Source organism: Rhodococcus sp. NPDC127527 (genome assembly GCF_042672245.1).
GTDB lineage: Bacteria > Actinomycetota > Actinomycetes > Mycobacteriales > Mycobacteriaceae > Rhodococcus_G.
Window position 1 is genome coordinate 473,042 of the sequence record NZ_JBHXVP010000003.1, and the last position, 25,223, is coordinate 498,264.

Here is a 25,223-nt window from a genome sequence, read left to right on the forward strand (position 1 = left end):
GATGTCGACGAGGTCTCGGGAGGGCGGCCGGAAGGTATCGGAAGCGTTACCGGACGGGTGCCGGCTGTGCGGGCCCGGGCGGCGTGCCCACGGCGGCGCCGGGCGGCGTGACGGGTGCGAGTGCGGGTGGGGGTGTCGCAGGCGGGCAGAAGATCAGACAGGGTAGTGCCGGCAGGCCCGGAATCAGGGGTGGCGGAGTCGGCGCCGGTGTGGCCGGCGCCGGGGCCGCTGCGGCGGCGAGAATCGCCGCGTCAGGCTTGGCAGGCGTTGCGGTCGGCGCGGCGGGCTTGCCCGGTTCCGGGGTGACCTCCGGGATCGAGCCCGGGGTCGGGGTGCCCCCGCCGGCGTAGGCGGCCGACCAGGCGAGCACGTTCGCCGTGTACGCCATCGAATTGTTGTAGCGCAGCACCGCTCGGACCTCCTGAGCGCTGTCGCGGAGGTTCAGCCCGCCCGAGCAGAGGTAGCGGGCCGCGGCCAGCGAGGCGTCGAAGACGTTGTTCGGATCGGCGATGCCGTCGCCGTTGCCGTCGGCGGCGTAGTGCGTCCAGGTGCCGGGGAGGAACTGCATCGGCCCCACCGCCCGGTCGAACTTGGGGTTGCCGTCGAGTTTGCCGCCGTCGGTGTCGGAGACGACGTTGTTGCCCGCGAGCGAGCCGTCGAGGACCGGCCCGAGGATCGGGGTGAGCGTGGTTCCTGCCGCGTCGGTGCGACCGCCGCCGGCATGGCCGGACTCGATGCGTCCGATCCCCGCGAGCAGGTGCCAGGTGACCCCGCATCCCGGCTGGTCGGCGGCCAGCGTCGCCTCGGCTCCTCGGTAGGCGCTCAGAACGAGTTCCGGAATGCCGAGGGCGCTCAGCGAGATCGGCATGGGTGCGAGCTTCTCGGCCACCGCTGGTGGTGGCGCGAAGGTCACCGGGGCGGGCGGGGTGTAGGCGTGCGGGCCGCGTGTGGGCCGGGCCGCGGGCGCCACCAGACCGACCGTCCCTGCCGGCGCCGCGTCGAGCGGAGACGAGGATTCGGCCAGCGCCGGCGGTGGCGGTGCGCCGATCGACAGTGCCGCTGTGACGGCCCCGACCAGTGCAACACCCGCAACGGCCACCAGTCCACGGATCCGCATCCGCACCCCTCCTCGACGAGCCCCCACCCGGAATGTGACCCAGGTTACAGATCGGCCACTCGTCCGGCGCTGTTACTCCTCGGGTCGAGGTCTCTCCTCGGGCGAAGCCTCGGGTCGAGATCGCTCCTCGGGCGAAGCCTCGGGTCGAGATCTCGGCGTTGCTACTTGCGGGAGGGCCGCAGCTCCTGGTCGTCGCGTTCGGCGAGGAGTGCCTTGATCTCCTCCAACTCGCGACGCAGGTAGTCGCGGGTGGCCACCTCGCCGACCGCCAGCCGCAGCGACGCGAGCTCGCGGGCGAGGAACTCGGTGTCCGCCTTCGTCTGCTCCGCCCGCGCGCGGTCCTCCTCGAGCGAGACGCGGTCGCGGTTCTCCTGCCGGTTCTGCGCGAGCAGGATCAACGGCGCCGCGTACGCGGCCTGGGTGGAGAAGGCCAGGTTCAGCAGGATGAACGGGTAGGGGTCCCACTGCAGGCCGACCGCGGTGATGTTGAGGGCGATCCACACGATCACGATGACCGTCTGGATGACGAGGTACTTGCCGGTCCCGAGGAACCGGGCGATGGACTCGCTGACTCGGCCGACGGCCTCGACGTCGATGCCGAAGCCGCGCCACCGTGAACCCCGGGGGGTGTCGAGGCGCTGCCGGGCAGGCGTGGTCTTCTCACTCATCGTCCGCAGCTTCCTCCCGCCAGTCCTCCGGCAGTAGATGGTCCAGCACGTCGTCGACCGCGACCGCGCCGAGCAGGTGGCCCTCGTCGTCGACCACCGGCCCGCACACCAGGTTGTACCGAGCGAAGTAGCGGGTGACGCTCGCCAGCGGGTCCTCGGGGCCGAGCCGGATCAGGTCGGTGTCGAGCATCCCTCCGACCAGCGAGGCGGGCGGCTCGCGGAGCAGTTGCTGCAGGTGCACGCAGCCGAGGTAACGGCCGGTCGGGGTCGAGATCGGCGGCCGGACCACGAACGCCATGCTCGCCAGCGCCGGCGTCAGGTCGGGGTTGCGTGCCCGCGCGAGCGCCTCGGCCACCGTCGTCGCGGGGGTGAGGATGACCGGTTCGGGCGTCATCAGGCCACCCGCGGTGTCCGGGGAGTGCTCGAGCAGTCGGCGGACCGGCTCCGAGTCCTCCGGGTCCATCAGCTGCAGCAGCGATTCCGCCTCGGTCTCGGGCAGCTCGCCGAGCAGGTCGGCGGCGTCGTCGGGATCCATCGCCTCGAGCACGTCGGCGGCGCGTTCGACCTCGAGATGGGTCAGCAGGTCGGTCTGGTCGTCGGTCGGCAGCTCCTGCAGCACGTCGGCCAGCCGCTCGTCGTCGAGAGCGACGGCGACCTCGTGCCGACGCTTGTCGGGCAGGTCGCGGATCGCGTTGGCGACGTCCGCCGGGCGCATCCCCTCGAACTGGGCCAGCAGCTGTGAGACGCCCTGCCCCGGCATGGCCAGCTGCGAATGGGTCAACCCCTCGACGTGTGGCCACTCGACGACGTGCACCGCCGACCGACGGGCGAGCCGGGCCCGCGGTCGCCGGACGGCCACCCGGGACACGACCCAGTCGCGGGTCCGGGTGAGCTCGATGCCGAGGTCCACCACCAGGACGTCGATGCCGGCGAGCTCCACGAGTTCGGGGTCGTCCACGCGCACCGTGGTGTCCACCACCTGGGCCAGGGCCAACACCTCGCCGGGCTTCTGGGTGAACTTCCGCAGGCTGACGCTCCCGGTCAGGGTCACCGACCCGGGTTCGATCGCGGTGACGCGCAGCATCGGCACGAAGATCCGCCTGCGGGTGACGAGTTCGACGACCAGTCCGAGGACCCGGGGGCGCTGCCGCCCGATCCGGATGGTGATGACGACGTCGCGCACCCTGCCGATCGATTCGCCGTCCGGTCCGAGCACCACCAGGCCCGCGAGCCTGGCTGCGAAGACCTTGCTCACTGCTGCCATGATGGCAAGGCTAATTGTTTGTCGCGTAGTGACGCTGAACGAGTGTGCCCAAGCACGGTGTCGCGAGGCGCTCGAGTGGAGGTCCGCATGGTGTACCCGCGCCCCCGTCGGTCGGTGCTGGCGGTTCCCGGCAGCAGTCGCAAGATGATCGACAAGGCCAAGGGCCTGCCCGCCGACGAGGTCTTCCTCGACCTCGAGGACGCCGTCGCGCCGATCGCAAAGGCGCAGGCGCGCACCGAGATCGTCGAAGCGCTCAACTCGGACGGCTGGGGTGACCAGATCAAGGTCGTGCGCGTCAACGACTGGACCACCGAGTGGACCTACGGCGACGTGGTCGACGTGGTCTCCGGAGCCGGCGCCAATCTGGACGCCATCCTGTTGCCGAAGGTGGTCGACGCCAGTCACGTTCAGGCACTGGATCTTCTGCTGACCCAGGTCGAGAAGGCCAACGGGCTCGAGGTCGGCCGAATCGGCATCGAGGCCCAGATCGAGAACGCGATCGGGCTCACCAACATCGACGCGATCGCGACGGCCAGTCCCCGCGTGCAGACGCTGGTGTTCGGGCCCGCGGACTTCATGGCCAGCATCAACATGCGCACGCTGGTGGTCGGCGAGCAACCCGAGGGCTACGACGCCGGGGATGCGTACCACCACATCCTGATGACGATCCTGCTGGCGGCCCGCGCCCACGGGCTCGAGGCGATCGACGGGCCGTACCTGCAGATCCGTGACGTGGACGCGTTCCGTCGTGCGGCGGGCCGGACCGCCGCGCTCGGGTTCGACGGCAAATGGGTCCTGCACCCCACCCAGATCGATGCCGCCAACGAGGCGTTCAGTCCCCGCCAGTCCGACTACGACCGCGCCGAGCTGATCCTCGAGGCCTACGAGTTCCACACCTCCGCCGCCGGTGGCGCGCGCGGGGCGGCGATGCTCGGTGACGAGATGATCGACGAGGCCAGTGCCAAGATGGCTCAGGTGGTCGCGGCCAAGGGGCGGGCCGCGGGAATGTCGCGCACCATGCGGTTCGACTCGGGCGAAGCCTCGGGAAGTGTGACCGATCCCGAATCTCCGTAAACTGGACACGGAAGGGGCGCAGTGGCGCCCACGGCAGCGATATCAGTAAGCACCGTTCAGCAGGGAGCGTCGACATGACCAATCCACTTGGACAGCCGAACCGGCCCGGCCGCGGAGCGCTTCCGACCCCGCCCACCGGATGGCCGATCGGTTCGTACCCCACCTACGCCGAGGCGCAGCGTGCGGTCGACTACCTGTCCGATCAGGAGTTCTCGGTGGAGGACGTCACGATTGTCGGCGTCGACCTGATGCAGGTCGAGCGCGTGCTCGGCAGGCTCACCTGGGCGAAAGTCATTGGTGGCGGTGTCGTTTCGGGCGCCTGGCTCGGCGTCTTCCTGGGCCTGCTGCTCGGCCTGTTCACCACCAGTTTCCTCGGCCCGCTCATCGCCGGCATCATCGGCGGCATCATCTTCGGTGTGATCTCCACGACGATCCCGTACGCCGCCACTCGCGGTACCCGTGACTTCGCCTCGACCATGCAGCTGGTCGCCGGTCGTTACGACGTGCTCTGCGAACCGAAGACGGCGGAACGGGCCCGCGACCTGCTCGCCAAGCTCGCGATCTGACGGTCCGCCGCCCCCGATCGGGGAGGGTGCGGGGCGGCGGACCGGCGCGATCGGTCAGCTGCTACCGAAATTGAGTCCGCCCGGCAACTGCGGCAATTGGGGCACCTGCGGAAGTTGCGGGATCTGAGGAAGCTGGCCGGGATCCGGCGCGGGTGGCTGCCAGTCGCCGGGGTCGTTGTTCCCGTCGTTGTTCCCGTCGTTGTCGTTCCAGTCGTGGTGCCGGTCTCCGCCGTTGTGGTCCCAGTCGTGATGCTGCGCGTGGTCGCCGTCGTCGTGATGCGCTGGGTCGGCGAGCGCGGTTCCGGTGATCGCCATCAGCGGCAGTCCGACCAGCGCGCCGGTCACCGCGAGGCGTCGAACGATCCGTCGGCCTCGTCGCGGCTTCTCGGTTGCAGACATGGGTGTGTCCCTTTCGTCGTGGGGGGATCGGGGCGAGTCGGCGGTGCCGAATCCGGGTGTGCCGAATCCCCGATCCGATTCCCACGCTAGGCACGGCGCCGACGCCCGGACAGGTCCGGAGGACGATTCACAGCAGCGTCCCAGGACCGTCCGGGACTCGTGCGTAAATCGTGCTAGCGCAACAATGTTCGCTGATCACCACGGGTTTCTCGCTGGGTCGGGTCGGCTCGTGGCGCGCGCGACACGACGCTCCGGAGGACGTGCCCGCTGCGAGTCTGCTGAGAAGATGGGGCGGCAGGGAAGGGCTGGCGAAGTGCTGCGGGGTGGAGGAACGCGATGGCGACGGTGGAGCGGATGTCCGGGCGGGCGCTCGGCCGAGCCACCCTGGCGCGGCAGCACCTGCTGGCCCGCTCCTCCGGCACCGCCATCGAGATGGTCGAGCACCTGTTCGGCCTCCAGTCGCAGGCACCGCTTGCCCCCTACTACGCGTTGTGGGCACGGCTGGAGAGGTTCGCACCGACCGACTTCGGCGAGCTGCTCGAGCGCCGAGAGGTCGTGCGGATGGTGCTCATGCGTGGCACCGTGCACGCGGTGACCGCTGCGGACGCGCTGGCGCTGCGTCCGTGGGTGCAGCCGATCATGGACGCCGACCTGCGGACGAACTCGCAGCACCGCAAGGAGATTGCCGCGGTCGACGGTGCGGCGCTGGAGCAATTCGGTCGGGATGTGCTCGAACGCACGCCGATGACCATGGCCGCGCTGAGACCGCGGCTGGCGGAGCGGTGGCCGGACCGCGACCCGGCCGCGCTTGCGCACGCCGTTCGGGACCTGCTGCCGCTGGTGCAGATTCCCCCGCGCGGGCTGTGGGGACGGTCGGGCCAGCCGGTGTGCACCACGCTCGAATCGTGGCTCGGTGCGCCGCTGGACCGCGCGACCGCCCCGGAGGCTCTGGTGCTCCGGTACCTCGCCGCCTTCGGTCCCGCGACGGTGGCGGACGCTCAGGCCTGGTCGGGGCTGACGCGTCTCGCGGAGCTCTTCGAGACCCTCGCACCGCGGCTGAGACGGTTCGTCGGCGAGGACGGCGCCGAGCTGTACGACCTTCCCGACGCGCCGCGACCAGATCCCGCGACCACCGCTCCCGCGCGCATCCTGGCGCCGTTCGACAGCGTCCTGCTCGGCCACGCCGACCGGTCCCGGGTGCTCGCCGACGACCATCGCACCCTGGTGTTCACGGTGAACGGCATCATCAAGCCGGCCGTGCTGATCGACGGCAGGGTCGCGGGTTTCGTCACCGTCGCCGCCCGGAAGGGCGTGGCGTCGGTCGAGGTGGCGACGTTCGTGCGACCCGAGGCGGCCGCGGCGGCGGCGCTCGAGGCGGAGGCCTCGCGGCTACTGCGGTTCGTCCATCCGGGGGCCGACACCCACGACGTTCGCGTCGTCGCGGTGGAGTGAACGGCGCGATCGCACCACGGACGAGATCGTTTGTGCGGCACCGACGGCCAGTCCGGCGACGCCGCCCCACAGCAGCGAGACCAGGGCCCCGCCGGCGAGGGAGAGCAGGTACGCGCCGGAGCCGGCGTGGACCACGAAGCTCAGGTAGACGATGCGAATCAGGTTGCCGGCCAGCACCCCGAGGACGGTCGCGCCCCAGCCGGCCAGGAAGGCGCGGCCGGGGCCGCCGTGCGGATGGCGGCTCGACGAGTCGACCAGGCGCATGCCGGTGACCGCGAGCATCACGAACGCCGCCACGAGGTCCACGAGCCAGGACGCGGTCGTGGTCGCGCCGAGCGGGAACGGGCGCAGCGCGGGGAGGGCGAACGGAAGCCCGAGCGCGCTCGGCACCAGCAACGCCGGTGCGAACGTCAGGATCCATCCGGTGACGGGCCAGAACCCCGCCAGCACCGAGACGGCGGCGAGCGTCGCGAGTCCGGGCCGGAGGTCCGCCGGGCGGGCCGCGACGTCCGGCTCGTCCGAAACGGGCACGCTCGTCTGCACCATGGCGCAACATTAACGCGGGCAGTGGACCAAGCGTCCAGAATGGCGGAGAGAGAATCGGTGGCGGCGTGCGGCGAGTGCGAATCGCGTCCCTGGCCGCGGCGGCGGCCCTGCTGCTCGTCGGCGGGGCGGCGGCAGTGGTGCGGGACGATCCGGAGCCGTCCACGACGTATCTCACCGACGACCAGGGCCGCGCGCTGGTGCTGCGCGGCTTCAACACCGCATCGAGCGCGAAGAGCACGCCGGACGGGATGCCCGAGTTCACCGAGGCGCAGCTCGATCGCGAACACGCCGACATGGGCACCAATTTCGTCCGGTTCCTGATCTCCTGGCGCTCGGTGGAACCGGAGCCCGGCAGGTACGACCAGGCGTACCTCGACCGGGTCGAGGAACGGGTCGGCTGGTACGCCGAACGCGGATACCACGTGATGCTCGACATGCATCAGGACCTCTACTCCGGGGCGATCACCCCGGACGGCAGGACCGGCAACGGCGCGCCGGCGTGGGCGACCTACCTGGACGGGCTGCCGGTCGGCACGCACGACATGTGGGAGCAGTACTACCTCGATCCCGGGGTGATCCGCGCATTCGACAACTTCTGGAACACCACCGGGGCGCACCCCGAGCTCGCGGACCACTACGCCAATGCGTGGCGGGCGGTTGCGGAGCGTTTCGCCGGCAACCCGGCGGTGGTGGCGTACGACCTGATGAACGAACCCTACGGCGGGACCCTGCAGGGGCCGGCGTTCGAGGCCGGCCCGCTGACCGCGCTGTACCAACGCAGTGCCGATGCCATTCGGCAGGTCGACGCGAACAAGTGGGTGTGCGTGGCGCCGCAGGCCATGGGCGTGAACTGGGGTACACCGAGTGGGCTCGGTCCGGTGACGGACCGTCGGGACGGTGACCCCCGAATTGCCTACTGCCCGCACATCTACCCGCTGCCGATGGATCTGGGCGGTGGCTACGAGGGCACCTCCCGTTCGCTCGTCGACGCGACGATCGACTCGTGGCGCGACCACACTCTGCGCACCGCGCGGGCGCTGGGCGACGCACCGATCATCCTCGGGGAGTTCGGGCTCGACACGACCCTGCCGGGGGCGCTCGAGTTCGTCGACCGGATGTACGCCACGGCGGCCGAGATGGGGGCGGGCGTCAGCTACTGGTCGCGTGACCCGGGGGACTGGGGGCCGTACGAGGAGGACGGCACGGCCCGCAATCTGGTGGCCGCACTGGACACGCCGTACCCGCGGGCGGTCGCCGGAACCCCGACCGACTGGACCGCCGCTCCCGATCGCCTCGAGTTGACCTTCCGGCCGAATCCGTCGGTGACGGCGCCGACCGAGATCTACCTGCCGCGCAGCGGGTTCCCGGCCGGAGTTCACGTGGCGGGCGCGCAGGTCCAGGACTGGAATCCGCAGACCAGGTTGCTGACGCTGCGCGGTCCCGGCGCCTCCGACAGCGTCACCGTGACCGTGACCCCGGCTCCCTGAACCGGGACACGCCGGACGCGGGTGTTAGATGAACGGGTGAGTGAGAGTGTCATCGCTTCCGTCCGCGCGCACCTGATCGACAGGATCGGCGGACCCGAGCCGTCCTCGGCATCGGTCACCTTCCTCGGCCTCGAACCCCTCGAGGTGCTCCGCTTCGGACCGCTCGACGGCGACCTCGTGCGCTACGTCTCGCTCGGCTGTTCGCGGCACCCGATGGGAGATCCCGGCGACCTGATCGCGGACCCGGTGCGCGGTCCGCGAGCGGAACTGGTGCTGTCGTTGCGAGGCGGCGCCGGGGTCGCATCCGGGGTGCACCGCACGCTCGCGGTGCTGGCCGCGGCACCGGCCGTGGAGGGCGTGGTTCTCACCGCCGACGGCCTGCTCGACCTCGGCGACCCGCTGTGGAAGGGCGCACCGTTCACCGCGATGCTGTTGGGGGACAGTGACATCGACGACCTCCCGCTACCCGAGCCGGCGGACCCGGTGCGGTTCCTCGATGCGGTCCCGATCACCGGAACCGAGGCCGCATGGGTGCGGTTGCGTGGCGCGGGCGCCCTGCGGGAGGCCTGGGCGGAGGCCGGGATCGACGTTCGCGACCCGGCGCGGGGCGCAGCCTCGCTGTAGCGACGTTCGCCGAGCCGTCACAGCCAGTTGTTGCGACGGAACGTCACGAACAGGCCGGTGCAGATCGTCGCGATGACGCACATCACCGCCGGATAGCCGAAGCTCCATCGCAGTTCGGGCATCTGGTCGAAGTTCATCCCGTAGACGCCCGCGAACATGGTCGGCACCGCGGCGATCGCCACCCAGGCCGAGATCTTGCGCATGTCGGTGTTCTGCTGCACCGCGACCTTGGCCAGCGCCGCCTCGACCAGGGTGCTCAGCACCTCGTCGAATTCCGCGATCCGCTCGGCGACGATCGTGTGGTGGTCCTGCACGTCGCGCAGGTAACGGCGGACTTCCTTGCCGACCCCGAGGCCGGTGTCGTGCGCGAGCCGTTGCAGCGGGCTGGCCAGCGGGTTCACCGACCTGCGCAGCTCGACGATCTCCCGCTTGAGGAGGTAGATCTGCTCGATGGCGACGCGGCCGCGGGGACTGAAGACGTCCTCCTCCATCAGGTCGACGTCCCGCTCCACGGATTCGGTGACGGCGAGGTAGCTGTCCACGACGTGGTCCGCGATGGCATGCAGCACCGCGGTCGGCCCGAGTGTGAGACGCTGCGGGTGCGCGTCCATGTCGGCGCGCACGCCCGCGAGCCCGGAGTGTTCGCCGTGCCGGACGGTGACGACGAAGTCCGCGCCGACGAAGATCATGATCTCGCCGGTCTCGACGATCTCGTTCGCGGTGGAGATCGACTCGTGCTCGACGTAGTTCACGGTGCGCAGCACGAGGAACAGCACGTCGTCGTAGATCTCGAGTTTGGGACGCTGGTGGGCGTGCACGGCATCCTCGACCATCAGTTCGTGCAGACCGAAAACCTTTGCCACACTGTTCATCTGGTCCGCGTCCGGCGCGTGCAGCCCCACCCAGGCGAAACCCTCGCCGCGGGAACGGACCTCCGCGAGTGCGGCCGAGTGCGTGAACCGGCCCGGCAGTCGCACGCCGTCCACGTACACCGCACAGTCGACGATCGCCCTGGCCGCGGGGACCGGGACGACTTTCCGCGTGGGAACCGGCTTTCGGGCGGGGCGAAGCGACGGCAACGGCGGCATCGACGGCACGGGCGGTCACTTCCTCGGCGGGTGGGAGACGATCTGCCTCGATCGTATCGCCGCGCCCGGCCGCGCACCGGTGCGTCGTCGCGCGGACCGGCGCGGGCGAGCCTGCGACAATGGCCGGGTGCGCATCGACCTTCACACCCATTCGACGGCCTCGGACGGCACCGAGAGCCCGGCCCAGGTGATGCGGTCCGCTGCGGCGGCAGGCCTGGACGTGGTCGCGCTCACCGACCACGACACCACCGCCGGCTGGTCCGAGGCCGTCGAGGCGCTGCCGCCGGGGCTGAACCTGGTCCGGGGCATGGAGATGTCGTGCGAGGGACGTGGGGAGGACGGCAGGCCCGTCGCGGTGCACCTGCTGGCGTACCTGTTCGACCCGCAGAACGCCGCCTTCGCGCGGGAACGGGAGCGGCTGCGGGCCGAGCGCACGTCGAGGCTGCGGGTGATGGCCGAGCGGATGGCCGCGGACGGGCTGCCGATCGACCCCGAGGCGTTGATGGCGGCGGCCGGACCTGCCGTCGGCCGCCCCCACCTGGCCCGCGCACTGGTCGAGGCGGGGGTGGTCGGCTCGGTGAACGAGGCCTTCGCCGACCTGCTGCGGACCGGGGGCCGGTACTACGTGCACAAGCAGGACACGCCCCTGCCCGAGGCGGTGCGGATGGTGGCGCAGGCCGGCGGCGTGAGCGTCCTCGCGCACCCGCGGGCGGCGAGCCGGGGCCGGTTGATGGCGATGGACCAGATCGGCGAGCTGGTCGCGGACGGGCTGTCCGGGGTGGAGATCGAGCACCACGACCACAGTGCGGAGGACGCCCGGCTGCTGACCGGGCTCGCGCGCGACCTCGACCTGGTCGTCACCGGGTCCTCGGACTACCACGGCATCAACAAGACGGTTGTGCTCGGTGAGTTCCTCACCGCACCAGACCAATTCGAGCGGATCGTGGACTCGGCCACCGGTGTACCGGTGGTCCGGGGGATGAGCGAGCAACGTCCATGAGCTTCGACACCACGCTGTACCTCACCGCTGTGATCACGTTGTTCGTGATCATGGACCCGCCCGGTGCGATTCCGGTGTTCCTCTCGCTCGTCGGCCGCAAGAACCGCGAGGCGCGCAACAAGGCCGCCTGGCAGGCGCCGGCGGTCTCGCTCGCGGTCATCACGGTGTTCGCGGTCGGTGGGCAGGCGATCCTGCGTTACCTGCACATCGGCATCCCGGCGCTGCAGGGCGCAGGCGGGCTGCTGTTGCTGCTGATCGCACTGGAGCTGCTCACCGGGCGCGACGCGAACCAGCCGCAGGGCGCCGAGGAGGTCAACGTCGCGCTGGTACCGCTGGGGACCCCGCTGATGGCGGGACCCGGAGCCATCGCCGCCGTGATCGTGTTCGTCAGCCAGGCGGAGGGTCATCCGTCGTCGTATGTGGCCATCGGGTTGGCGATTCTGACGATTCACCTCATCCTGTTCTTGGTGCTCCGGTTCTCCACGGTGCTGATCCAGCTGCTCGGCGAGAGCGGCATCACGCTGCTCGCGCGGATCGCCGGGCTCCTGCTGGCCGCGATCGCGGTCCAGCTCATTGCGGACTCGGTCCGCGGATTCATCGCAGGCGGGTAGGCGAGTGTCGATCGACGAGTACGAGGAGTACACCGAGCCCGGGGCCGACTCCGGCAGCGGGCGGCGACGGAGCGGTGTGTCCCGCGGCCTGCGGGCGTTCAGCGGCGCCGTCGCCGCAGGTGTGGTGGTGCTCGCGGTGGTCGTCGTCGGCACGGCCTACCTCGGCGGGCGACGCGGCTTTCCCGGGCCCGGCGAGATGTCGGTCGGCGCGCACATCGTGGCGGCGGTGGCGGTCGTGGTGGCGCAGTGGTTCGCCGATCACCGGCGCGGTGCGGTGGCCGTCGGCGGGTCGATCGCCGTGTTGTTGGTCACAACGCTGTTGCTCTGGACCCAGTGGTGGGGCTAGCTCACCGAATTCCTACTCACCAGTGAGATTTGCCCTCGGTGAGGCATCGGTGGCACACTTGCTGCACTCCAAGCCGGTGCTACCCCCCGGTAATGAAGTGAGAGTCGGATTCACCAGCGGCAGATTCGGTGCCTGGGCCCACCCCGCCCGGCGCGTTCGCGCTTCCGAAGTGAGTGCTGTGCCCGTAGACCAAACGGGATTTGATCGTGCACCCTCGGCTAGCCTCACCCCCATCTCGACAAGAACCTGCGGCTGCGTCGAATTTGCCTTCGGCGCTGCTACTTACCAGTAACCCGCCCCCGAGTGGGAGCGGCTTGAGTAGGAGTGTCATCGTGTCTTCCGTGTCTGAAGCAACCACACCGAAGAAGGTTGAGCTGACCGACGAGGAGATCTTCGCGGGCCACATCGGTGGCAAGCTCTCGGTCGAGACGACGGCCCCCCTCGACAGCCAGCGCGCGCTGTCGATCGCGTACACCCCCGGTGTGGCTCAGGTCAGCCGCGCCATCGCCGCGGACGAGACGCTGGCGGATCGCTACACCTGGACCAACCGACTGGTCGTCGTCGTCAGCGACGGTTCCGCGGTGCTCGGCCTCGGCGACATCGGGCCGCGTGCCTCGCTCCCCGTCATGGAGGGCAAGTCCGCGCTGTTCAAGAACTTCGCCGGCCTGAACTCGATCCCGCTCGTGCTCGACACCAAGGACCCCGACGAGATCGTCGAGACCCTGATCCGGCTGCGCCCGAGCTTCGGTGCGGTCAACCTCGAGGACATCTCGGCGCCGCGCTGCTTCGAGATCGAGAAGCGCGTCATCGAGGCCCTCGACTGCCCCGTCATGCACGACGACCAGCACGGCACCGCCATCGTGGCCCTCGCCGCCCTCAAGGGCGCGGTCAAGGTCCAGGGCCGTGACATCACCGCGCTGCGGGTGGTCATCTCCGGTGCGGGCGCGGCGGGCGTGGCCTGCGCGAACATCCTGCTCGCGGCCGGTATCGCGGACATCACCGTGCTCGACTCCAAGGGCATCGTCTCGAGCGACCGCGGCGATCTCAACGAGATCAAGGCGGACCTCGCGGCGCGCACCAACCCCGCCGGACGGACCGGGGGCATCGTGGAGGCGCTCGACGGCGCGGACGTGTTCCTCGGTGTCTCGGCAGGCACCGTGCCGGAGGAGATCATCGCGACGATGGCGCCCGAGGCGATCATCTTCGCGATGTCGAACCCGGACCCGGAGATCCACCCGGACATCGCCGCCAAGCACGCCGCCATCGTCGCGACGGGCCGCAGCGACTTCCCGAACCAGATCAACAACGTGCTGGCCTTCCCCGGCGTGTTCAAGGGTGCCCTGGACGCCGGCGCGCGGCGGATCACCGAGGGCATGAAGCTCGCCGCCGCCGAGGCCATCCTCTCCGTGGTGGCCGACGAGCTGGCCGTCGACAAGATCGTGCCGAGCCCGCTGGACCCGCGGGTCGCACCCGCGGTCGCCGAGGCCGTCGCCGCCGCCGCGAAGGCAGAGGGCGTCGCCGGCTAGCCGGTAGCACCCCGCACACTGACGGTGATGGGAACCATCGCTCGGCCTGACCGGGGGATGGTTCCCATCACTCGTTTCCGGGGGAGTCAGTCGAGCGCGGGCGCGCGCCGCAGGCGCCCGGTGCCGGGCACCGATGCCCAGACCGCGAGCGCGAGGACGCCGTCCACGATCAGGGCGAGCACGGCGACCAGGACGGCGCCCACGACCACCCGGGTGTAGTCGCGCAGGGCGAGCCCGTCGAAGATGTACCGGCCGAGGCCGCCGAGGTTGACGTAGGCGGCGATCGTCGCGGTCGCGATGATCTGCAGCGTCGCGTTGCGGAGTCCGCCGACGATCAACGGCAGCGCGTTGGGGACCTCGACCCGGGCGAGCACCTGTCGCTCGGTCATCCCCATGGCCCGCGCCGCGTCCACCACGACGCCGTCCACGTTCGCGACGCCGGCGTAGGTGCCCGCCAGGATCGGGGGTACGCCGAGCAGGACCAGCGCGAGGATCGGCGGGACGAGCCCGAGCCCGAGCAGCAACACCAGGAAGGTCAGCACGCCGAGGGTCGGCAGCGACCGCAGCGAGTTGACCAGCCCGACCAGCACCGCCTCGCCGCGTCGGAAGTGGCCGATCAGCAGTCCGAGCGGGATCGCGACGGCGGCCGAGACGACGAGCGCGAGCAGGCTGTACCAGAGGTGCTCGACGATGCGCGTGCCGATACCGGTCGGACCGGACCAGTTGGCCGGGTCGGCGATGTACTCGAACGCGGATCCGAAGATGTTCACGCCGGCCCCTCGGCGTCGCGCAAGACGTTGACCGGATCTGTGGCCTTGCGGCCCTTGGCGGTTCGGGTCCACGGTGTCAGGACTCGGCCGAGCACGTACAGCAGCGCGTCGAACACCAACGCCAGGAACACGATTGCGATGATGCCGGCCATGATCTGGTCGGGGTAGTCGCGCTGGTATCCCTTGGTGAACAGCTCGCCAAGCCCGCCGATACCGATCACCGAACCGACCGAGACCAGCGAGATGTTCGTGACCGCCACCACGCGGATGTTGGAGATCAGCACCGGAATCGCCAGCGGCAGTTCGACGGTCAGCGCTCGCCGCAGCGGGGTGTAGCCCATCGCGGTCGCCGAGTCGATCACGTCGGCCGGTACCGAGTCGAGCGCCTCGGGCACCGCCCGGATCAGCAGTGCGGTCGAGTAGATCGCCAGCGCGATCACCACGTTCAACGGGTCGAGGATGCTGAGGCCGAAGACGGTCGGGACGGTGACGAACAGGGCCAACGACGGAATGGTGAACGCCACCGAGGCTATGGTCGTCGTCGTCTTGCGCAGCCACGGGACGTTGCGGATCGCGGTGCCGACGGGCACGGCCAGGACGAGCCCGATCAGCAGCGGCACCAACGCCAGGTACAGGTGGGTCTTGGTGAGGTCGACGACGTAGGAGAAGTTGTCGATCAGCCAGCGCATCAGCCGACCGTTTCGCCGTCGAAGAAGTGCCTGCCCCGTTCCCGGTCCTCGGCCTGACGCTGCTCGGCCAGCCTGCGGATGACCTCGGAGCCGTGGATGCCGCCGATCACCGTGCCCGAGTCGTCCACGGCGACACCGATTCCCGACGGCGAGGAGATCGCCGCGTCCAGGGCCTGGCGCAGGTCACCGCCCCGGGTGAACAGCGAACCGCCCGCCGCGGTGCTGTCGAAGAGCGAATTGCCCGCGCGGACACCCTCGACGCCGGTGACATCGATCCAGCCCTGCGGGGCGCCGACGTCGGTGACCACGAGTACCCACTCGCCCTGGTCGAGTCGCAGCGCCGGGAGCTCAGCCTCGGTGGCGGTACGGACCTCGTGCAGCGGCACCTGGTCGGCGGCGCGGAACGACAGTCCGCGGTAGCCGCGGTCACGGCCGACGAAGGCCGCCACGAAGTCCGTCGCCGGGGACGCGAGCACCGTCTGCGGCGGCGCGTACTGCTGCAGGCGGCCCCGTGGACCGAACACCGCCACCCGGTCGCCGAGCTTGACCGCCTCGTCGATGTCGTGGGTGACGAACACGATGGTCTTGCGCAGGTCCGCCTGCAACCGCCGCATCTCGGTCTGCAGGTCCTCGCGGACCACCGGGTCGACTGCGCTGAACGGCTCGTCCATCAACAGGATCGGCGGGTCCGCGGCCAGGGCGCGCGCGACCCCCACGCGCTGCTGCTGCCCGCCGGACAGCTGCGCGGGGTAGCGCCCGGCGAGAGCGGGATCGAGCCCCACCCGTTCGAGCACCTCGAGGGCGGCCCGGCGAGCGGCGCGGCGCGAATCGCCCCGCAGCACCGGGACGGTCGCGACGTTGTCGATCACGGTGCGGTGCGGGAGCAGTCCCGCGCCCTGGATGACGTAGCCGATGCCGAGACGCAGGTCGACGACGTCGGTGTTCGCGACGTCCCGACCGTTCACCGTGACGGTGCCCGCGGTCGGCGTGATCATCCGGTTGATCATCCGCATCGAGGTGGTCTTGCCGCATCCGGACGGACCGACGAAGACGGTGAAGGACTCGGCCTCGATGGTCAGGTCGAGGTCGTCGACGGCGGTGGTGCCGTCCGGGTAGCGCTTGGTGACCGACTCGAAACTGATCACGGGCGATCCCTAGGAGACCGGCTTGTCGAGCCCCTGGGCGGTCACCCACTGGGCGGCGGCCGCGGCGGGCTCGGTCTTGGCGCTGCCGGACACCGAATCATTGAGTGCGACAAGCTGTTCGGTGGTGAGCTTCGCCGAGACGGCATCCAGGACGGCGGTGAGCCTGTCGGACTTCTTGCTCGCCCGCAGCAGCGGCACCACGTTCTGGGCGGGGAAGTTGTTCTTCGGGTCGGCGAGGACGACGAAGTTGTTCGCCGCGATGGCGGGCGAGGTGGTGAAGATGTTCGCGGCGGTGACCTTTCCGTCGGCCAGGGCCCGCACGGTCGCCGGTCCACCGCCGTCGGCGATCGGCACGAAGTTCCCGGGGCTGACGTCCAGTCCGTAGTTCTCCTTCAGCCCGGGCAGGCCCACCGAGCGCTCCTGGAACTCGGCCGGCGCCCCGAACTTCACCTCCGGGGAGTGTGGGGCGAGGTCGGCGATGGAGGTCAGCTGCCACTGGTCGGCGGTGCCGCGGGTGACCACGACGGCGTCCTTGTCCTCGGCGGGCGCCGGCGTGGTGACCGCCAGCTCGGGGCCGAGGGCGGCGGTCAGCGCGGCGTCCACGTCGGCGGCGGCGGTCGCGGTCGCATTCTTGTCGAGGTACTGCAGCAGGTTTCCGGTGTAGTCGGGGATCACGTCGATCGACCCGTCCTTAACGGCGGGCACGTAGGCCTCACGGCTGCCGATGTTCAGCTTGGTGCTCACGTCGAAGCCGTTGGCCTTCAAGGCCTCCGCGTAGATGTTCGCGACCGTCTCGGACTCGGGGAAGTTGGCCGACCCCACGACGATGGCGTTGGGGTCGGAGTTGCCGCCGCCGCCCGCCAGCGGGTCGGAGTTGCCGCAGGCCGCGACGGTGGTCAGCGCGACGGCTGCGGCCACGACGGCGATCGAGAGGCGGGGCGAGAACGGCATCGGCATCCTTCCATCGGCTCCGGCGTCAGCACCCGCCCACGTTCGGGACTGGTTGCTGCGGCGTCGTCAAGCCGGATCTCTCGGCCGCTCGAGATGGTGCTGGCGCTCAGTGTAACGATGGGTACGACATCTGCACGGTGACCGAAGGAGCGTGGCGGGCGATGAATGCCAGGAGCGGAGCCCGCGGAGCGACCGTGAATGCCGGAAGCGGAGCCCGCGGAGCGACCGTCGGTCTCGGACTGTGGGCGGGCGCGGTCGCCGTGGCTGCGGTGCTGCTGACGGGGTGTTCGTCGGGTGAGTCGGGTCTCGACGGCCCGCCACGGCTGCCGTCGATCACCGTCGGGTCCGGGCAGTCCGCGGAGAACCGGGTGCTGGCGGAGATCTACGCGGGCGTGCTCCGGGGCACGGGATCCCCGGTGGAGACCCGGCTCGATCTGGCGCCGGGGGAGGACCTCGCCGAACTCGACTCGGGCGCGGTGACGCTGGTGCCCGAGTACACGGGTCGACTCCTCGAGCGACTGCATCCCGGCGCCGCCGAGACGGAGCCGGACGCGGTGTTCGAGGAACTGAACCGCTCGCTCCCGGCCGGTCTGTCGGTGTCCGACTACGGCATGGCCCAGGAACCAGGCAGCGGCGACGCCGGCGAGGCGGGCAGTTCGGTGCCGGCGCAGAACGTGGTGCCGCTGATGCGCTCGGGGGTGCTGACGGAGGCTCAGGTGAAGGCGCTCAACGTTGTTGCGGGCGAGCTGACCTCGGCGGAGCTGGCGCAGATGGGGGAGTCGGTGCGCAGCGGTGAGCGCACCGCGGACCGGGCCGCCGCGGACTGGCTCGGCGCTCGTTAGGCGCGAACCCCCGCCAGCGCGCTGCCGAGGAAACCGCCGAGTTCGCGCACCGCGGCGTCGGCCTCCCGCACGATCGACGCCTGCAGGTGCGCGACGTGCCACAGCGTCGGGTACTCGGTGAAGTCGACCGGAACGCCTGCGCCGCGCAACTTTTCGACCAGCTCCACCACCTGCGGGTACAGCACCTCGGTGGTGCCGACGTGCACGATCGTCGGCGGCAGGCCCGACATGTCACCGAGGAGCGGCGCGTAGCCGGGATCGGTGCGGTCACCGTCGCCCAGATACGCCTGCGCCGCGGCGAACGACCACGCCGTGTTCACCACGAGGTCGCGATCGAACGGTGCGTCCCGGGCACCCGGATCCACCCAGGGCGCGATCAGCCCGAGTGCGGCCGGACGCACGCCGTGCCGGTCGATCAGCGTCCGGGCGGCCGCCAGCGACAGCCCTCCGCCCGCCGAATCACCGGCGATCGCAACCTGATCGGCGCGGTACCCGTGCTCGACGAGCAGCTCCAGGTACGCGTCGATCGCGTCGTCGAGCGCCGCCGGGTACGGGTTCTCCGGCGCCAACCGGTAGTCGAGCACGTACACCGCGGCCTCGCTCGCGCCGGCCAGATGCGCGGCCAGCGACCGGTGGGTGGCGAGCGAACCGAGCGTGTAGCCGCCGCCGTGCAGGTACAGCACCGCGGTGCGGCGTTCGGTGGCCCCGACCGTCACCCGTTCGACGTTGCGGCCGGCCAGGGTGGTCGGCCGCACCACCGTGTCCGACGGCAGGGTCTGCAGCACCGAACCTGCGTCGAGCAGCACCCGGGCCACCGGTGCGGGCACCTTCGAGTGCAGCGCGAGCCGGTAGAACGCTCGGAGGTTGGCCGCGACCAACGGTCGTGGAAGGTACGGCACGTCGGCTACTTCGACTTCGGCAGCACGCGGCCGGCGAGCTCGGCCACGATCCGCTGGTAGCTCGATCCGACCAGCCGCACCCACGCATCGAGGAGCTTGGCGTCCGCGCCGATCAGCACCCGCGCCTTGCCCTTGCGGACCCCGTTGACGATGGTCGTGGCCGCGTCCTCGGGGGTGGTCCGGGCCAGCTTCTTGTCGAAGAACTCGGCGAAGGTGGCCAGGTCCTCGCCCGGGCCCGCGGTCGCGTTGCGCGCGATCGCGGTCTTGATGCCGCCCGGATGCACGCACGTCACCTTGACGGGGTGCTTCGCGATGAGCATCTCCTGGCGCAGCGACTCGGTGAACCCGCGGACCGCGAACTTCGCGGAGTTGTAGGCACTCTGGCCGGGCATCGACAGCAGGCCGAACAGGCTGGACACGTTGACCACGTGACCGTCGCCGGACGCGATCAGGTGCGGCAGGAACGCCTTGGTGCCGTTGACGACACCCCAGAAGTCGACGTCCATGATCCGCTCGATGTCCTTGAACTCGGACTTCTCGAACTCGCCGTGGTAGGCGATGCCCGCGTTGTTGTAGACCTGGTTGACCTTGCCGAAATGCGCCGCCACCGCGGCGGCGTACTCGAGGACCGCCTCACGCTGGGTGACGTCGAGGTGGTCGGACCGGACCTCGGCACCCAGCGCCTTCGCCTGCCGGACCGTCTCCGCGAGTCCGACGCTGTCCATGTCGGACAGGGCCAGCCGGGCTCCCTGTCCCGCGAGGTTGAGTGCGAGCGCACGTCCGATGCCCGAGCCCGCGCCCGTGATGACCACTACCTTGCCGGTGAACGCGCTCATTCTGCTGCAACCTTCTCGTCGTCGATGTCGTGGGCGATCTCTGCGGCGATCTCGTCGCCGGTGAGGGTCGGCAGGTCTTTCGCGGCCACACTGTCGTAGGCGGCGAGGTCGAACTTCCGGGTGATGCCCCGGAACTCGAAGGTGAAGCCCGGCCACAGCGTGGTGTTGTTGCCGTGCTTGTCGAGGTACCAGCTGGCGCAACCGCCGTTGTTCCAGACGCTGCTCGCGAGCCTGTCCTGCAGGTCCCTGTTGTACCTGTCCTGTGCCTCCTGGCGGACCTCGACGGTGCCGATGCCGTTGCGCTCGATGGTCTCGATCGCGTCGACCACGTAGTTGAGCTGCGACTCGATCATGAACACCATCGAGCTGTGGCCGAGACCGGTGTTCGGGCCGACCAGGAAGAACATGTTGGGGAAGTTCGCGATCGCCGAGCCCTTGTAGCCCTGCTGGCCGCCGGCCTCGAAAACCTCTGCCGCGGAACGGCCGTCGCGGCCGTAGATGCCGGCGAAGGTGGGGGAGTCGGTGACATGGAAGCCGGTGGCGACCACGATCGCGTCGACCTCGCGGGTCGTGCCGGTGCGGTCCACGATCCCGGTGGCGGTGACCTCCGCGATGCCGTCGGTGACCAGGTCGGTGCTCGGCTTGGCCAGCGCCGGGAAGTAGTTGTTCGAGATCAGCATGCGCTTGCAGCCGATCTGGAAGTTCGGCGTCACCTTCTTGCGCAGCACCGGATCCTTGATCTGGCGGCGCAGGTGCCGCTGGGCGGTGAACTGCAGCGGCTTCATGAACACCGGGGCCTTGGCGAGGCCGACCACCTGGGTCTCGCGCATCAGGTAGATGCCCAGGCGCGAGAGCCGCTGGAATCCGGGCACGTACTTGAACGCGAGGTGCTCGAGCGTCGTGTACTCGCGGTCCGCGCGGGGCAGGATCCACGGCGCGGTGCGCTGGTACACGTCGAGGCGGGACACCTTCGACGCGAGCTGCGGCACGATCTGGATGGCTGAGGCGCCGGTGCCGATCACCGCGACCCGCTTGCCGGTCAGGTCGGCGTCGTGGTTCCAGCGCGAGGAGTGGAAGATCTCGCCCGTGAATCCCTCGATGCCCTTGATGTCGGGCAGCGACGGCTCGCACAGCGCGCCGATCGCGGACACCACGATCTTGGCGACGAACGGGCCCTGAGTGGTCTCGACGTCCCACCGGGCGGTGGCCTGGTTCCAGCGTGCGGACAGCACGTCGCAGTTGAAGACGTGCTTGTCGAGCACGTTGTACTTGCGGGAGACCGACTCGATGTAGCGCTGGATCTCCGGCTGCGGCGAGAACGAGCGGGTCCAGTCCGGGTTCAGTGCGAACGAGTAGGAGTAGAGCTGCGAGGGCACGTCGCAGGCGGCGCCGGGGTAGGTGTTGTCCCGCCAGGTGCCACCGACGTCCGAGCCCCGCTCTAGGACGAGGAAGTTGTGCTTTCCTGCCTGAACCAGCTTGATAGCGGCGCCGAGGCCGGCGAAGCCGCTGCCGATGATCAGTGTGTCGACCTCGCGCGGAACGGCCCGGGACTCCGCTGCAGTATCTGTAACTGGAAGACTCATGTACCGAAGACTATGGCCTTACTGATCCCCAGTCAACAGCTAATTGACTCGGATTCAGTAAGCTGCTGTCCATGGAGGTTGTCAAGCGCACCCGGATGAGCCCGGAGGAGCGCCGTGCCCAGTTGATCGACCTGGGTGCCCGCATGCTCGCCGAGCGGCCGCTCGAGCAGGTCTCGGTGGAGGAGATCGCGGACCAGGCCGGTGTCTCCCGGGGGCTGTTGTTCCACTACTTCACCTCCAAGCGCGACTTTCATCTGGCCATAGTGCGGCACGTCAGTGCCGAGATGCTCGAGCGCACCGCCCCGGACCTCGCTCGCGAACCCCTCGACATCTTGCATGCCGCGATCGAGTCCTACGTCGATTACGTCTCGGAGAACCGCAACAGCTACGTCTCCCTCCTGCGGGGCACCGCGAGCGGGGATCCGGAGATGCGCGAGGAGTTCGAACGGACCCGCGCCACCATGGCCGATCGCATCGTCACGCAGCTGCCCCGGATAGGCATCGCCGCGGACGCGCGGGTCAGCCTCGCGGTGCGCGGCTGGATCGCCTTCGTCGAGGAGGCCACGATCAGCTGGCTGCGGGACCCGCAGATCACCCGCGACGAGCTGATCGACCTCATAGTCACCGCGCTGCCCGCGGTCGCGCTGGGTGCGGCCTCGGCCGCCGCGCTGCTGGGCACCGTGAACTAGCCGCCGAGGCGCCCGGGTCATACCCAGGTATCAGAGCCGATCTGGCTCTGCGGAGGGACGCGGCCGTGGACGGTGTGTCCATAGCGTCGATCGCATGGACACCCTCCGATCGCAGGTCCGCCCCCTCCTGGACCGCCAACGGCCGCTCACGGTGATGGTCGCCGCCATGGTGCTGCTCGCACTCGCCTCCGCTGTCGGCATGGTCGTCGACGACCGCATGCTGCTGGGGGTGTCGGTCTGGGTCAAACCGTTCAAGTTCGCGATCGCCTTCGCCCTCTACGGCGCTACCTTGGCGTGGTTACTGAACTTGCCGCACAAGGGAAGTCGCTGGACGCGGGTACTGGCCGCCGCCTTCGCCGTCTTCGGACTCGCCGACGTCGCCTTCATCGCGATTCAGGCGGCGCGCGGCACCTTCAGCCACTTCAACAAGTCCGACGACATCGTCAACTCGGTCGGGCAGACGATCTTCATGTACGGCGTGCTGGGCCTGTTCGCGGCCAATCTCGTGATCGCAGTCATCCTGCTGCGCCAGCGGTTGGTCGATCGGCCGATCTCCCTGGCCGTCAAGTCCGGGCTCTGGCTGGCGCTGGCCGGGATGGCGATCGCGTACCTCGTCGGGTTCCAGGGCGGTCAGTCGGCGCTCGACACGAACGGGCGCGTGGTCGAACTCGGCGCCCGGCACACAGTCGGCGCAACCGACGATCGTCCGGGCATGCCGATCACCCACTGGAGCACCGCGGGCGGGGATCTGCGCATCCCGCACTTCGTCGGCTTGCACGCGCTGCAGGTCCTGCTGCTGGCGGCGGTGGTCCTGGCGGCGCTCGCTCCGCGCGTCACCTGGCTACGGGACGAGTCCACGCGGGCAGCGGTGATGGGCGTGCTCGCTTCCGGCTACGCGGGCCTGCTGGCGCTGCTGACCTGGCAGGCGCTGCGCGGACAGCCACTGACCGACCCGGATCTGCTCACCGTGGTCGCAGCGGTCGGGCTGGCGGCGGCCACGGTGCTCGGCGTCGTTGCGGTCCGCGCGCGCTCGCAGCTCTCCGGCGGTCGGGCCGGTGGGCTTGCGGTCGGAATTCGGGTAGCGCACTACTCGCGACCCGCCCGCGGCGCGGGCGAATAGTCGGTGACAGTACGACCGGCCCGCGTCGGCACGCGACGTGGCGAGGTCGCGCGGAGGAGTGCGACATGCGTACCGGCCTGATGGACATGGCCATCAACCCCCGCGTCACGCCGGACCTGCTGCTGGCCAACAGCAAGGTGCTGGCGGCCGCCGCGGGAGCCGACTCGCTCTGGGTCCCCGACCATCTTCTCGGTGTGTTTCCCGCCGCGATCTGGTCCCCGCGCTACGTGGGCGCCTCACGCCTGGCCCGTCGGGCGGATGCCTACTACGAGCCGTGGACGACCCTCGGCTACCTGGCCGGCCGAAATCGGTTGTCCCGGCTGCGGTTGGGGGTCGGTGTCACCGATTGTGGGCGGCGAAACCCCGCCGTCACCGCGCAAGCGGCCGCCACGCTGCACCTGATGACTCGGGGACGGGCCATCCTCGGTATCGGCCCAGGTGAGCGCGAAGGCAACGAGCCCTACGGTGTGGACTGGAACAAGCCCGTCGCCCGATTCGAAGAGGCGATGGCCACCATCCGGACGCTTTGGGATTCGGGCGGCCGTCCGGTGAGCCGGGATTCGGCCTTCTTCCCGCTGCGCGACGCGGTCTTCGACCTTCCGCCGCATCGCGGGACTCGGCCGGAGATCTGGGTCGGTGCGCACGGCCCGCGGATGTTGCGAGCCGCCGGGCGGTACGCCGACGCCTGGTTCCCGGCCTATCCGCAGCGGCCGAAGGACTACGGCGCGAAACTCGAACAGGTGCGGGCTGCGGCCTCGGATGCGGGTCGGGATCCCGACTCGATCATGCCTGCGGGCTGGTTTGCGGTGTTTCCGGCGCGGAGCCGCGCCGAGGCAGACGACATGATGGGGACGGTGGGGGCCAGGGCACTCGGCTTGTGCGTACCGGCCGAGGTGTGGGCCAGGCACGGCGCGGAGCACCCGCTCGGACCGGATTTCTCGGGGATGCAGGATCTACTGCCGCAGACCTTGGACGAGGAGACGATCATGGCCTTCGTCGAACGGGTTCCAGAGGCGGTCCTGAGGGAGTCCAGCCTGACCGGTACGCCCGCCGACATTCTCGACCAGTTGGTCGACTGGCGCGATCACGGCCTGGCCTACGCGGTGCTGGCCAACCTCGGTGCGTTGTGCCACCGCAGCCTTTCCAAGGGCATGCTCGCCGCTGCTCCGCTGTTCCGGGTCCTGCGCGGTCTCAGGCGCCTGTGACGGGACGCCTCACAGATGCCGCAGGAAGCGCTCCGGCGCATCGAGGAACGACCGCCAACTTCGGACCAGGTCGAGTTCCGGCCAGTCCGGGTACTCGATGCCGTCCTCGGTCAGCTCCCAGATCTCGGCGCCGGGGCACGCGGCGAGCACGGGGGAGTGGGTCGCCATGATCACCTGGGAGCCCTCGGCCGCCAGATCCCTGATGACGCCGAGCAGGGCCAGGCAGGACTGGAACGACAGTGCGGCCTCCGGCTCGTCGAGGATCCACAGCCCCACGCCGACCGGTCGCTCGGCCACGTAGTGCAGGAAAGACTGCCCGTGCGAGAGCTCGTTGAACCCCTGGTCGCCGCCGCGCACCCGGTCGGCGTCGGCCCGGTCGAAGAGTGCGTGCATCGACTCGGCCCGCAGGAAGCAGCCGCCGTAGGGCTTCGGCTGCGCACCGATGCAACTCAGATGCCGGGGCAGGTCGGTGTCCTCGGCGCTGCCGCCCGCCGACCACAGCCGGTCCTGCGCGCCGCGGAACCCGGACTGCCAGGCGCCGGCGATCGCCTCGACGAGGGTGGACTTGCCGGCCCCGTTCTCGCCGACGATCACCGTGACCGGGTTGGTGAAGTCGATACCCTCCCTACGCAATTCGTCGATCACCGGGACCTGCAGATACCACGAAGCCGGGTCGAATCCACTCCGTGGAGTGAACTCGACCCGGCTCAGGGCTAGCGGAAGGTT

General features: G+C 70.0%; 27 protein-coding genes. 13 read left to right on the forward strand and 14 right to left on the reverse strand.

Features of this window, described 5'->3' with window-relative positions; genetic code table 11:
• Positions 1 to 46: 46 nt before the first annotated feature.
• From ACFVH2_RS08125 to ACFVH2_RS08135, 3 genes are all read right to left on the reverse strand, one after another.
• Positions 47 to 1,117 (reverse strand): lytic murein transglycosylase, encoded by a 1,071-nt coding sequence (locus ACFVH2_RS08125; RefSeq protein ID WP_378420039.1) that lies wholly within the window; start codon positions 1,115 to 1,117, stop codon positions 47 to 49.
• A gap of 161 nt (positions 1,118 to 1,278) precedes the next feature.
• A complete protein-coding gene (locus ACFVH2_RS08130) occupies positions 1,279 to 1,785 on the reverse strand; it encodes a DUF1003 domain-containing protein (protein WP_378420038.1) in 507 nt (168 codons plus the stop codon).
• Entirely contained in the window at positions 1,778 to 3,049 is a 1,272-nt protein-coding gene (locus ACFVH2_RS08135; RefSeq protein WP_378420037.1) for a magnesium transporter MgtE N-terminal domain-containing protein, read from the reverse strand. The genes ACFVH2_RS08130 and ACFVH2_RS08135 overlap by 8 nt, the downstream gene beginning before the upstream one ends.
• An 87-nt stretch (positions 3,050 to 3,136) precedes the next feature.
• Between ACFVH2_RS08135 and ACFVH2_RS08140 the strand changes: the two genes are divergently transcribed.
• Together ACFVH2_RS08140 and ACFVH2_RS08145 are read left to right on the forward strand one after the other, a co-directional pair.
• Positions 3,137 to 4,123: an HpcH/HpaI aldolase/citrate lyase family protein gene (locus ACFVH2_RS08140; protein ID WP_378420036.1), complete on the forward strand. Its 987-nt coding sequence runs from the start codon at positions 3,137 to 3,139 to the stop codon at positions 4,121 to 4,123.
• Between the two features lie 74 nt (positions 4,124 to 4,197).
• Positions 4,198 to 4,689, forward strand: coding sequence for a general stress protein (locus tag ACFVH2_RS08145; RefSeq protein WP_378420035.1), 492 nt, complete (start codon positions 4,198 to 4,200; stop codon positions 4,687 to 4,689).
• A 54-nt stretch (positions 4,690 to 4,743) separates the two neighbouring features.
• Here the strand turns inward: ACFVH2_RS08145 and ACFVH2_RS08150 are convergent, their stop codons facing one another.
• Complete coding sequence (locus tag ACFVH2_RS08150; RefSeq protein WP_378420034.1) at positions 4,744 to 5,088, reverse strand: hypothetical protein; 345 nt, start codon at positions 5,086 to 5,088, stop codon at positions 4,744 to 4,746.
• Between the two features lie 336 nt (positions 5,089 to 5,424).
• Here ACFVH2_RS08150 and ACFVH2_RS08155 point away from each other — a divergent pair, with 336 nt between their 5' ends.
• Positions 5,425 to 6,540: a winged helix DNA-binding domain-containing protein gene (locus ACFVH2_RS08155; RefSeq protein WP_378420033.1), complete on the forward strand. Its 1,116-nt coding sequence runs from the start codon at positions 5,425 to 5,427 to the stop codon at positions 6,538 to 6,540.
• Here ACFVH2_RS08155 and ACFVH2_RS08160 read toward each other — a convergent pair.
• Positions 6,478 to 7,086 carry a hypothetical protein gene (locus tag ACFVH2_RS08160; RefSeq protein ID WP_378420032.1) on the reverse strand — a complete coding sequence of 203 codons (609 nt, stop codon included), beginning with the start codon at positions 7,084 to 7,086 and terminating at the stop codon, positions 6,478 to 6,480. The two genes, ACFVH2_RS08155 and ACFVH2_RS08160, sit on opposite strands and share 63 nt — an antisense overlap.
• 74 nt (positions 7,087 to 7,160) lie before the next feature.
• On the opposite strand from ACFVH2_RS08160, the gene ACFVH2_RS08165 reads away from it, so the two are divergent.
• Both ACFVH2_RS08165 and ACFVH2_RS08170 read left to right on the forward strand, forming a co-directional pair.
• A complete protein-coding gene (locus ACFVH2_RS08165) occupies positions 7,161 to 8,573 on the forward strand; it encodes a cellulase family glycosylhydrolase (RefSeq protein WP_378420031.1) in 1,413 nt (470 codons plus the stop codon).
• Between the two features lie 36 nt (positions 8,574 to 8,609).
• A complete protein-coding gene (locus ACFVH2_RS08170) occupies positions 8,610 to 9,197 on the forward strand; it encodes a suppressor of fused domain protein (protein ID WP_378420030.1) in 588 nt (195 codons plus the stop codon).
• 17 nt (positions 9,198 to 9,214) lie between these two features.
• Here the strand turns inward: ACFVH2_RS08170 and ACFVH2_RS08175 are convergent, their stop codons facing one another.
• Positions 9,215 to 10,285 carry a magnesium and cobalt transport protein CorA gene (locus ACFVH2_RS08175; RefSeq protein ID WP_378420495.1) on the reverse strand — a complete coding sequence of 357 codons (1,071 nt, stop codon included), beginning with the start codon at positions 10,283 to 10,285 and terminating at the stop codon, positions 9,215 to 9,217.
• Between the two features lie 127 nt (positions 10,286 to 10,412).
• Between ACFVH2_RS08175 and ACFVH2_RS08180 the strand changes: the two genes are divergently transcribed.
• From ACFVH2_RS08180 to ACFVH2_RS08195, 4 genes are all read left to right on the forward strand, one after another.
• Positions 10,413 to 11,285 (forward strand): PHP domain-containing protein, encoded by an 873-nt coding sequence (locus ACFVH2_RS08180; protein WP_378420029.1) that lies wholly within the window; start codon positions 10,413 to 10,415, stop codon positions 11,283 to 11,285.
• Positions 11,282 to 11,896, forward strand: a complete 615-nt coding sequence (locus ACFVH2_RS08185; protein WP_378420028.1) for a MarC family protein — start codon at positions 11,282 to 11,284, stop codon at positions 11,894 to 11,896. The genes ACFVH2_RS08180 and ACFVH2_RS08185 overlap by 4 nt, the downstream gene beginning before the upstream one ends.
• A 4-nt stretch (positions 11,897 to 11,900) precedes the next feature.
• Entirely contained in the window at positions 11,901 to 12,242 is a 342-nt protein-coding gene (locus ACFVH2_RS08190; RefSeq protein ID WP_378420027.1) for a hypothetical protein, read from the forward strand.
• A gap of 332 nt (positions 12,243 to 12,574) precedes the next feature.
• Positions 12,575 to 13,768, forward strand: a complete 1,194-nt coding sequence (locus ACFVH2_RS08195) for an NADP-dependent malic enzyme (protein WP_378420026.1) — start codon at positions 12,575 to 12,577, stop codon at positions 13,766 to 13,768.
• Between the two features lie 86 nt (positions 13,769 to 13,854).
• Here ACFVH2_RS08195 and ACFVH2_RS08200 read toward each other — a convergent pair whose 3' ends face one another.
• The 4 genes from ACFVH2_RS08200 to ACFVH2_RS08215 are packed head-to-tail and all read right to left on the reverse strand — an operon-like array spanning position 13,855 to position 17,323.
• A complete protein-coding gene (locus ACFVH2_RS08200; protein WP_378420025.1) occupies positions 13,855 to 14,538 on the reverse strand; it encodes an ABC transporter permease in 684 nt (227 codons plus the stop codon).
• Positions 14,535 to 15,227 (reverse strand): ABC transporter permease, encoded by a 693-nt coding sequence (locus ACFVH2_RS08205; protein ID WP_378420024.1) that lies wholly within the window; start codon positions 15,225 to 15,227, stop codon positions 14,535 to 14,537. The genes ACFVH2_RS08200 and ACFVH2_RS08205 overlap by 4 nt, the downstream gene beginning before the upstream one ends.
• A complete protein-coding gene (locus ACFVH2_RS08210) occupies positions 15,227 to 16,372 on the reverse strand; it encodes an ABC transporter ATP-binding protein (RefSeq protein WP_378420023.1) in 1,146 nt (381 codons plus the stop codon). Before ACFVH2_RS08210 ends, ACFVH2_RS08205 begins: the two co-directional genes overlap by 1 nt.
• Positions 16,373 to 16,381: 9 nt before the next feature.
• Positions 16,382 to 17,323, reverse strand: coding sequence for an ABC transporter substrate-binding protein (locus ACFVH2_RS08215; RefSeq protein WP_378420022.1), 942 nt, complete (start codon positions 17,321 to 17,323; stop codon positions 16,382 to 16,384).
• Positions 17,324 to 17,517: 194 nt separating this feature from the next.
• Between ACFVH2_RS08215 and ACFVH2_RS08220 the strand changes: the two genes are divergently transcribed.
• Positions 17,518 to 18,165 carry a glycine betaine ABC transporter substrate-binding protein gene (locus tag ACFVH2_RS08220; RefSeq protein WP_378420021.1) on the forward strand — a complete coding sequence of 216 codons (648 nt, stop codon included), beginning with the start codon at positions 17,518 to 17,520 and terminating at the stop codon, positions 18,163 to 18,165.
• Here the strand turns inward: ACFVH2_RS08220 and ACFVH2_RS08225 are convergent.
• Genes ACFVH2_RS08225 through ACFVH2_RS08235 form a run of 3 tightly spaced genes read right to left on the reverse strand, consistent with a single transcriptional unit; the run spans position 18,162 to position 21,483 of the window.
• Positions 18,162 to 19,064 (reverse strand): alpha/beta hydrolase, encoded by a 903-nt coding sequence (locus ACFVH2_RS08225; RefSeq protein ID WP_378420020.1) that lies wholly within the window; start codon positions 19,062 to 19,064, stop codon positions 18,162 to 18,164. The genes ACFVH2_RS08220 and ACFVH2_RS08225 overlap by 4 nt on opposite strands.
• A gap of 5 nt (positions 19,065 to 19,069) precedes the next feature.
• Entirely contained in the window at positions 19,070 to 19,900 is an 831-nt protein-coding gene (locus ACFVH2_RS08230; RefSeq protein ID WP_378420019.1) for an SDR family NAD(P)-dependent oxidoreductase, read from the reverse strand.
• Positions 19,897 to 21,483: a flavin-containing monooxygenase gene (locus ACFVH2_RS08235; RefSeq protein ID WP_378420018.1), complete on the reverse strand. Its 1,587-nt coding sequence runs from the start codon at positions 21,481 to 21,483 to the stop codon at positions 19,897 to 19,899. Before ACFVH2_RS08235 ends, ACFVH2_RS08230 begins: the two co-directional genes overlap by 4 nt.
• Before the next feature lie 71 nt (positions 21,484 to 21,554).
• On the opposite strand from ACFVH2_RS08235, the gene ACFVH2_RS08240 reads away from it, so the two are divergent.
• The 3 genes from ACFVH2_RS08240 to ACFVH2_RS08250 all read left to right on the forward strand — a co-directional run bounded on the left by ACFVH2_RS08240 (position 21,555) and on the right by ACFVH2_RS08250 (position 24,497).
• Entirely contained in the window at positions 21,555 to 22,172 is a 618-nt protein-coding gene (locus ACFVH2_RS08240; protein WP_378420017.1) for a TetR/AcrR family transcriptional regulator, read from the forward strand.
• A gap of 94 nt (positions 22,173 to 22,266) precedes the next feature.
• A complete protein-coding gene (locus ACFVH2_RS08245; RefSeq protein WP_378420016.1) occupies positions 22,267 to 23,292 on the forward strand; it encodes a hypothetical protein in 1,026 nt (341 codons plus the stop codon).
• Between the two features lie 65 nt (positions 23,293 to 23,357).
• Entirely contained in the window at positions 23,358 to 24,497 is a 1,140-nt protein-coding gene (locus ACFVH2_RS08250) for an LLM class flavin-dependent oxidoreductase (RefSeq protein ID WP_378420015.1), read from the forward strand.
• A 9-nt stretch (positions 24,498 to 24,506) separates the two neighbouring features.
• On the opposite strand, the gene ACFVH2_RS08255 is transcribed toward ACFVH2_RS08250, so the two are convergent.
• Positions 24,507 to 25,208 carry an AAA family ATPase gene (locus ACFVH2_RS08255; protein WP_378420493.1) on the reverse strand — a complete coding sequence of 234 codons (702 nt, stop codon included), beginning with the start codon at positions 25,206 to 25,208 and terminating at the stop codon, positions 24,507 to 24,509.
• Between the last annotated feature and the right edge of the window lie 15 nt (positions 25,209 to 25,223).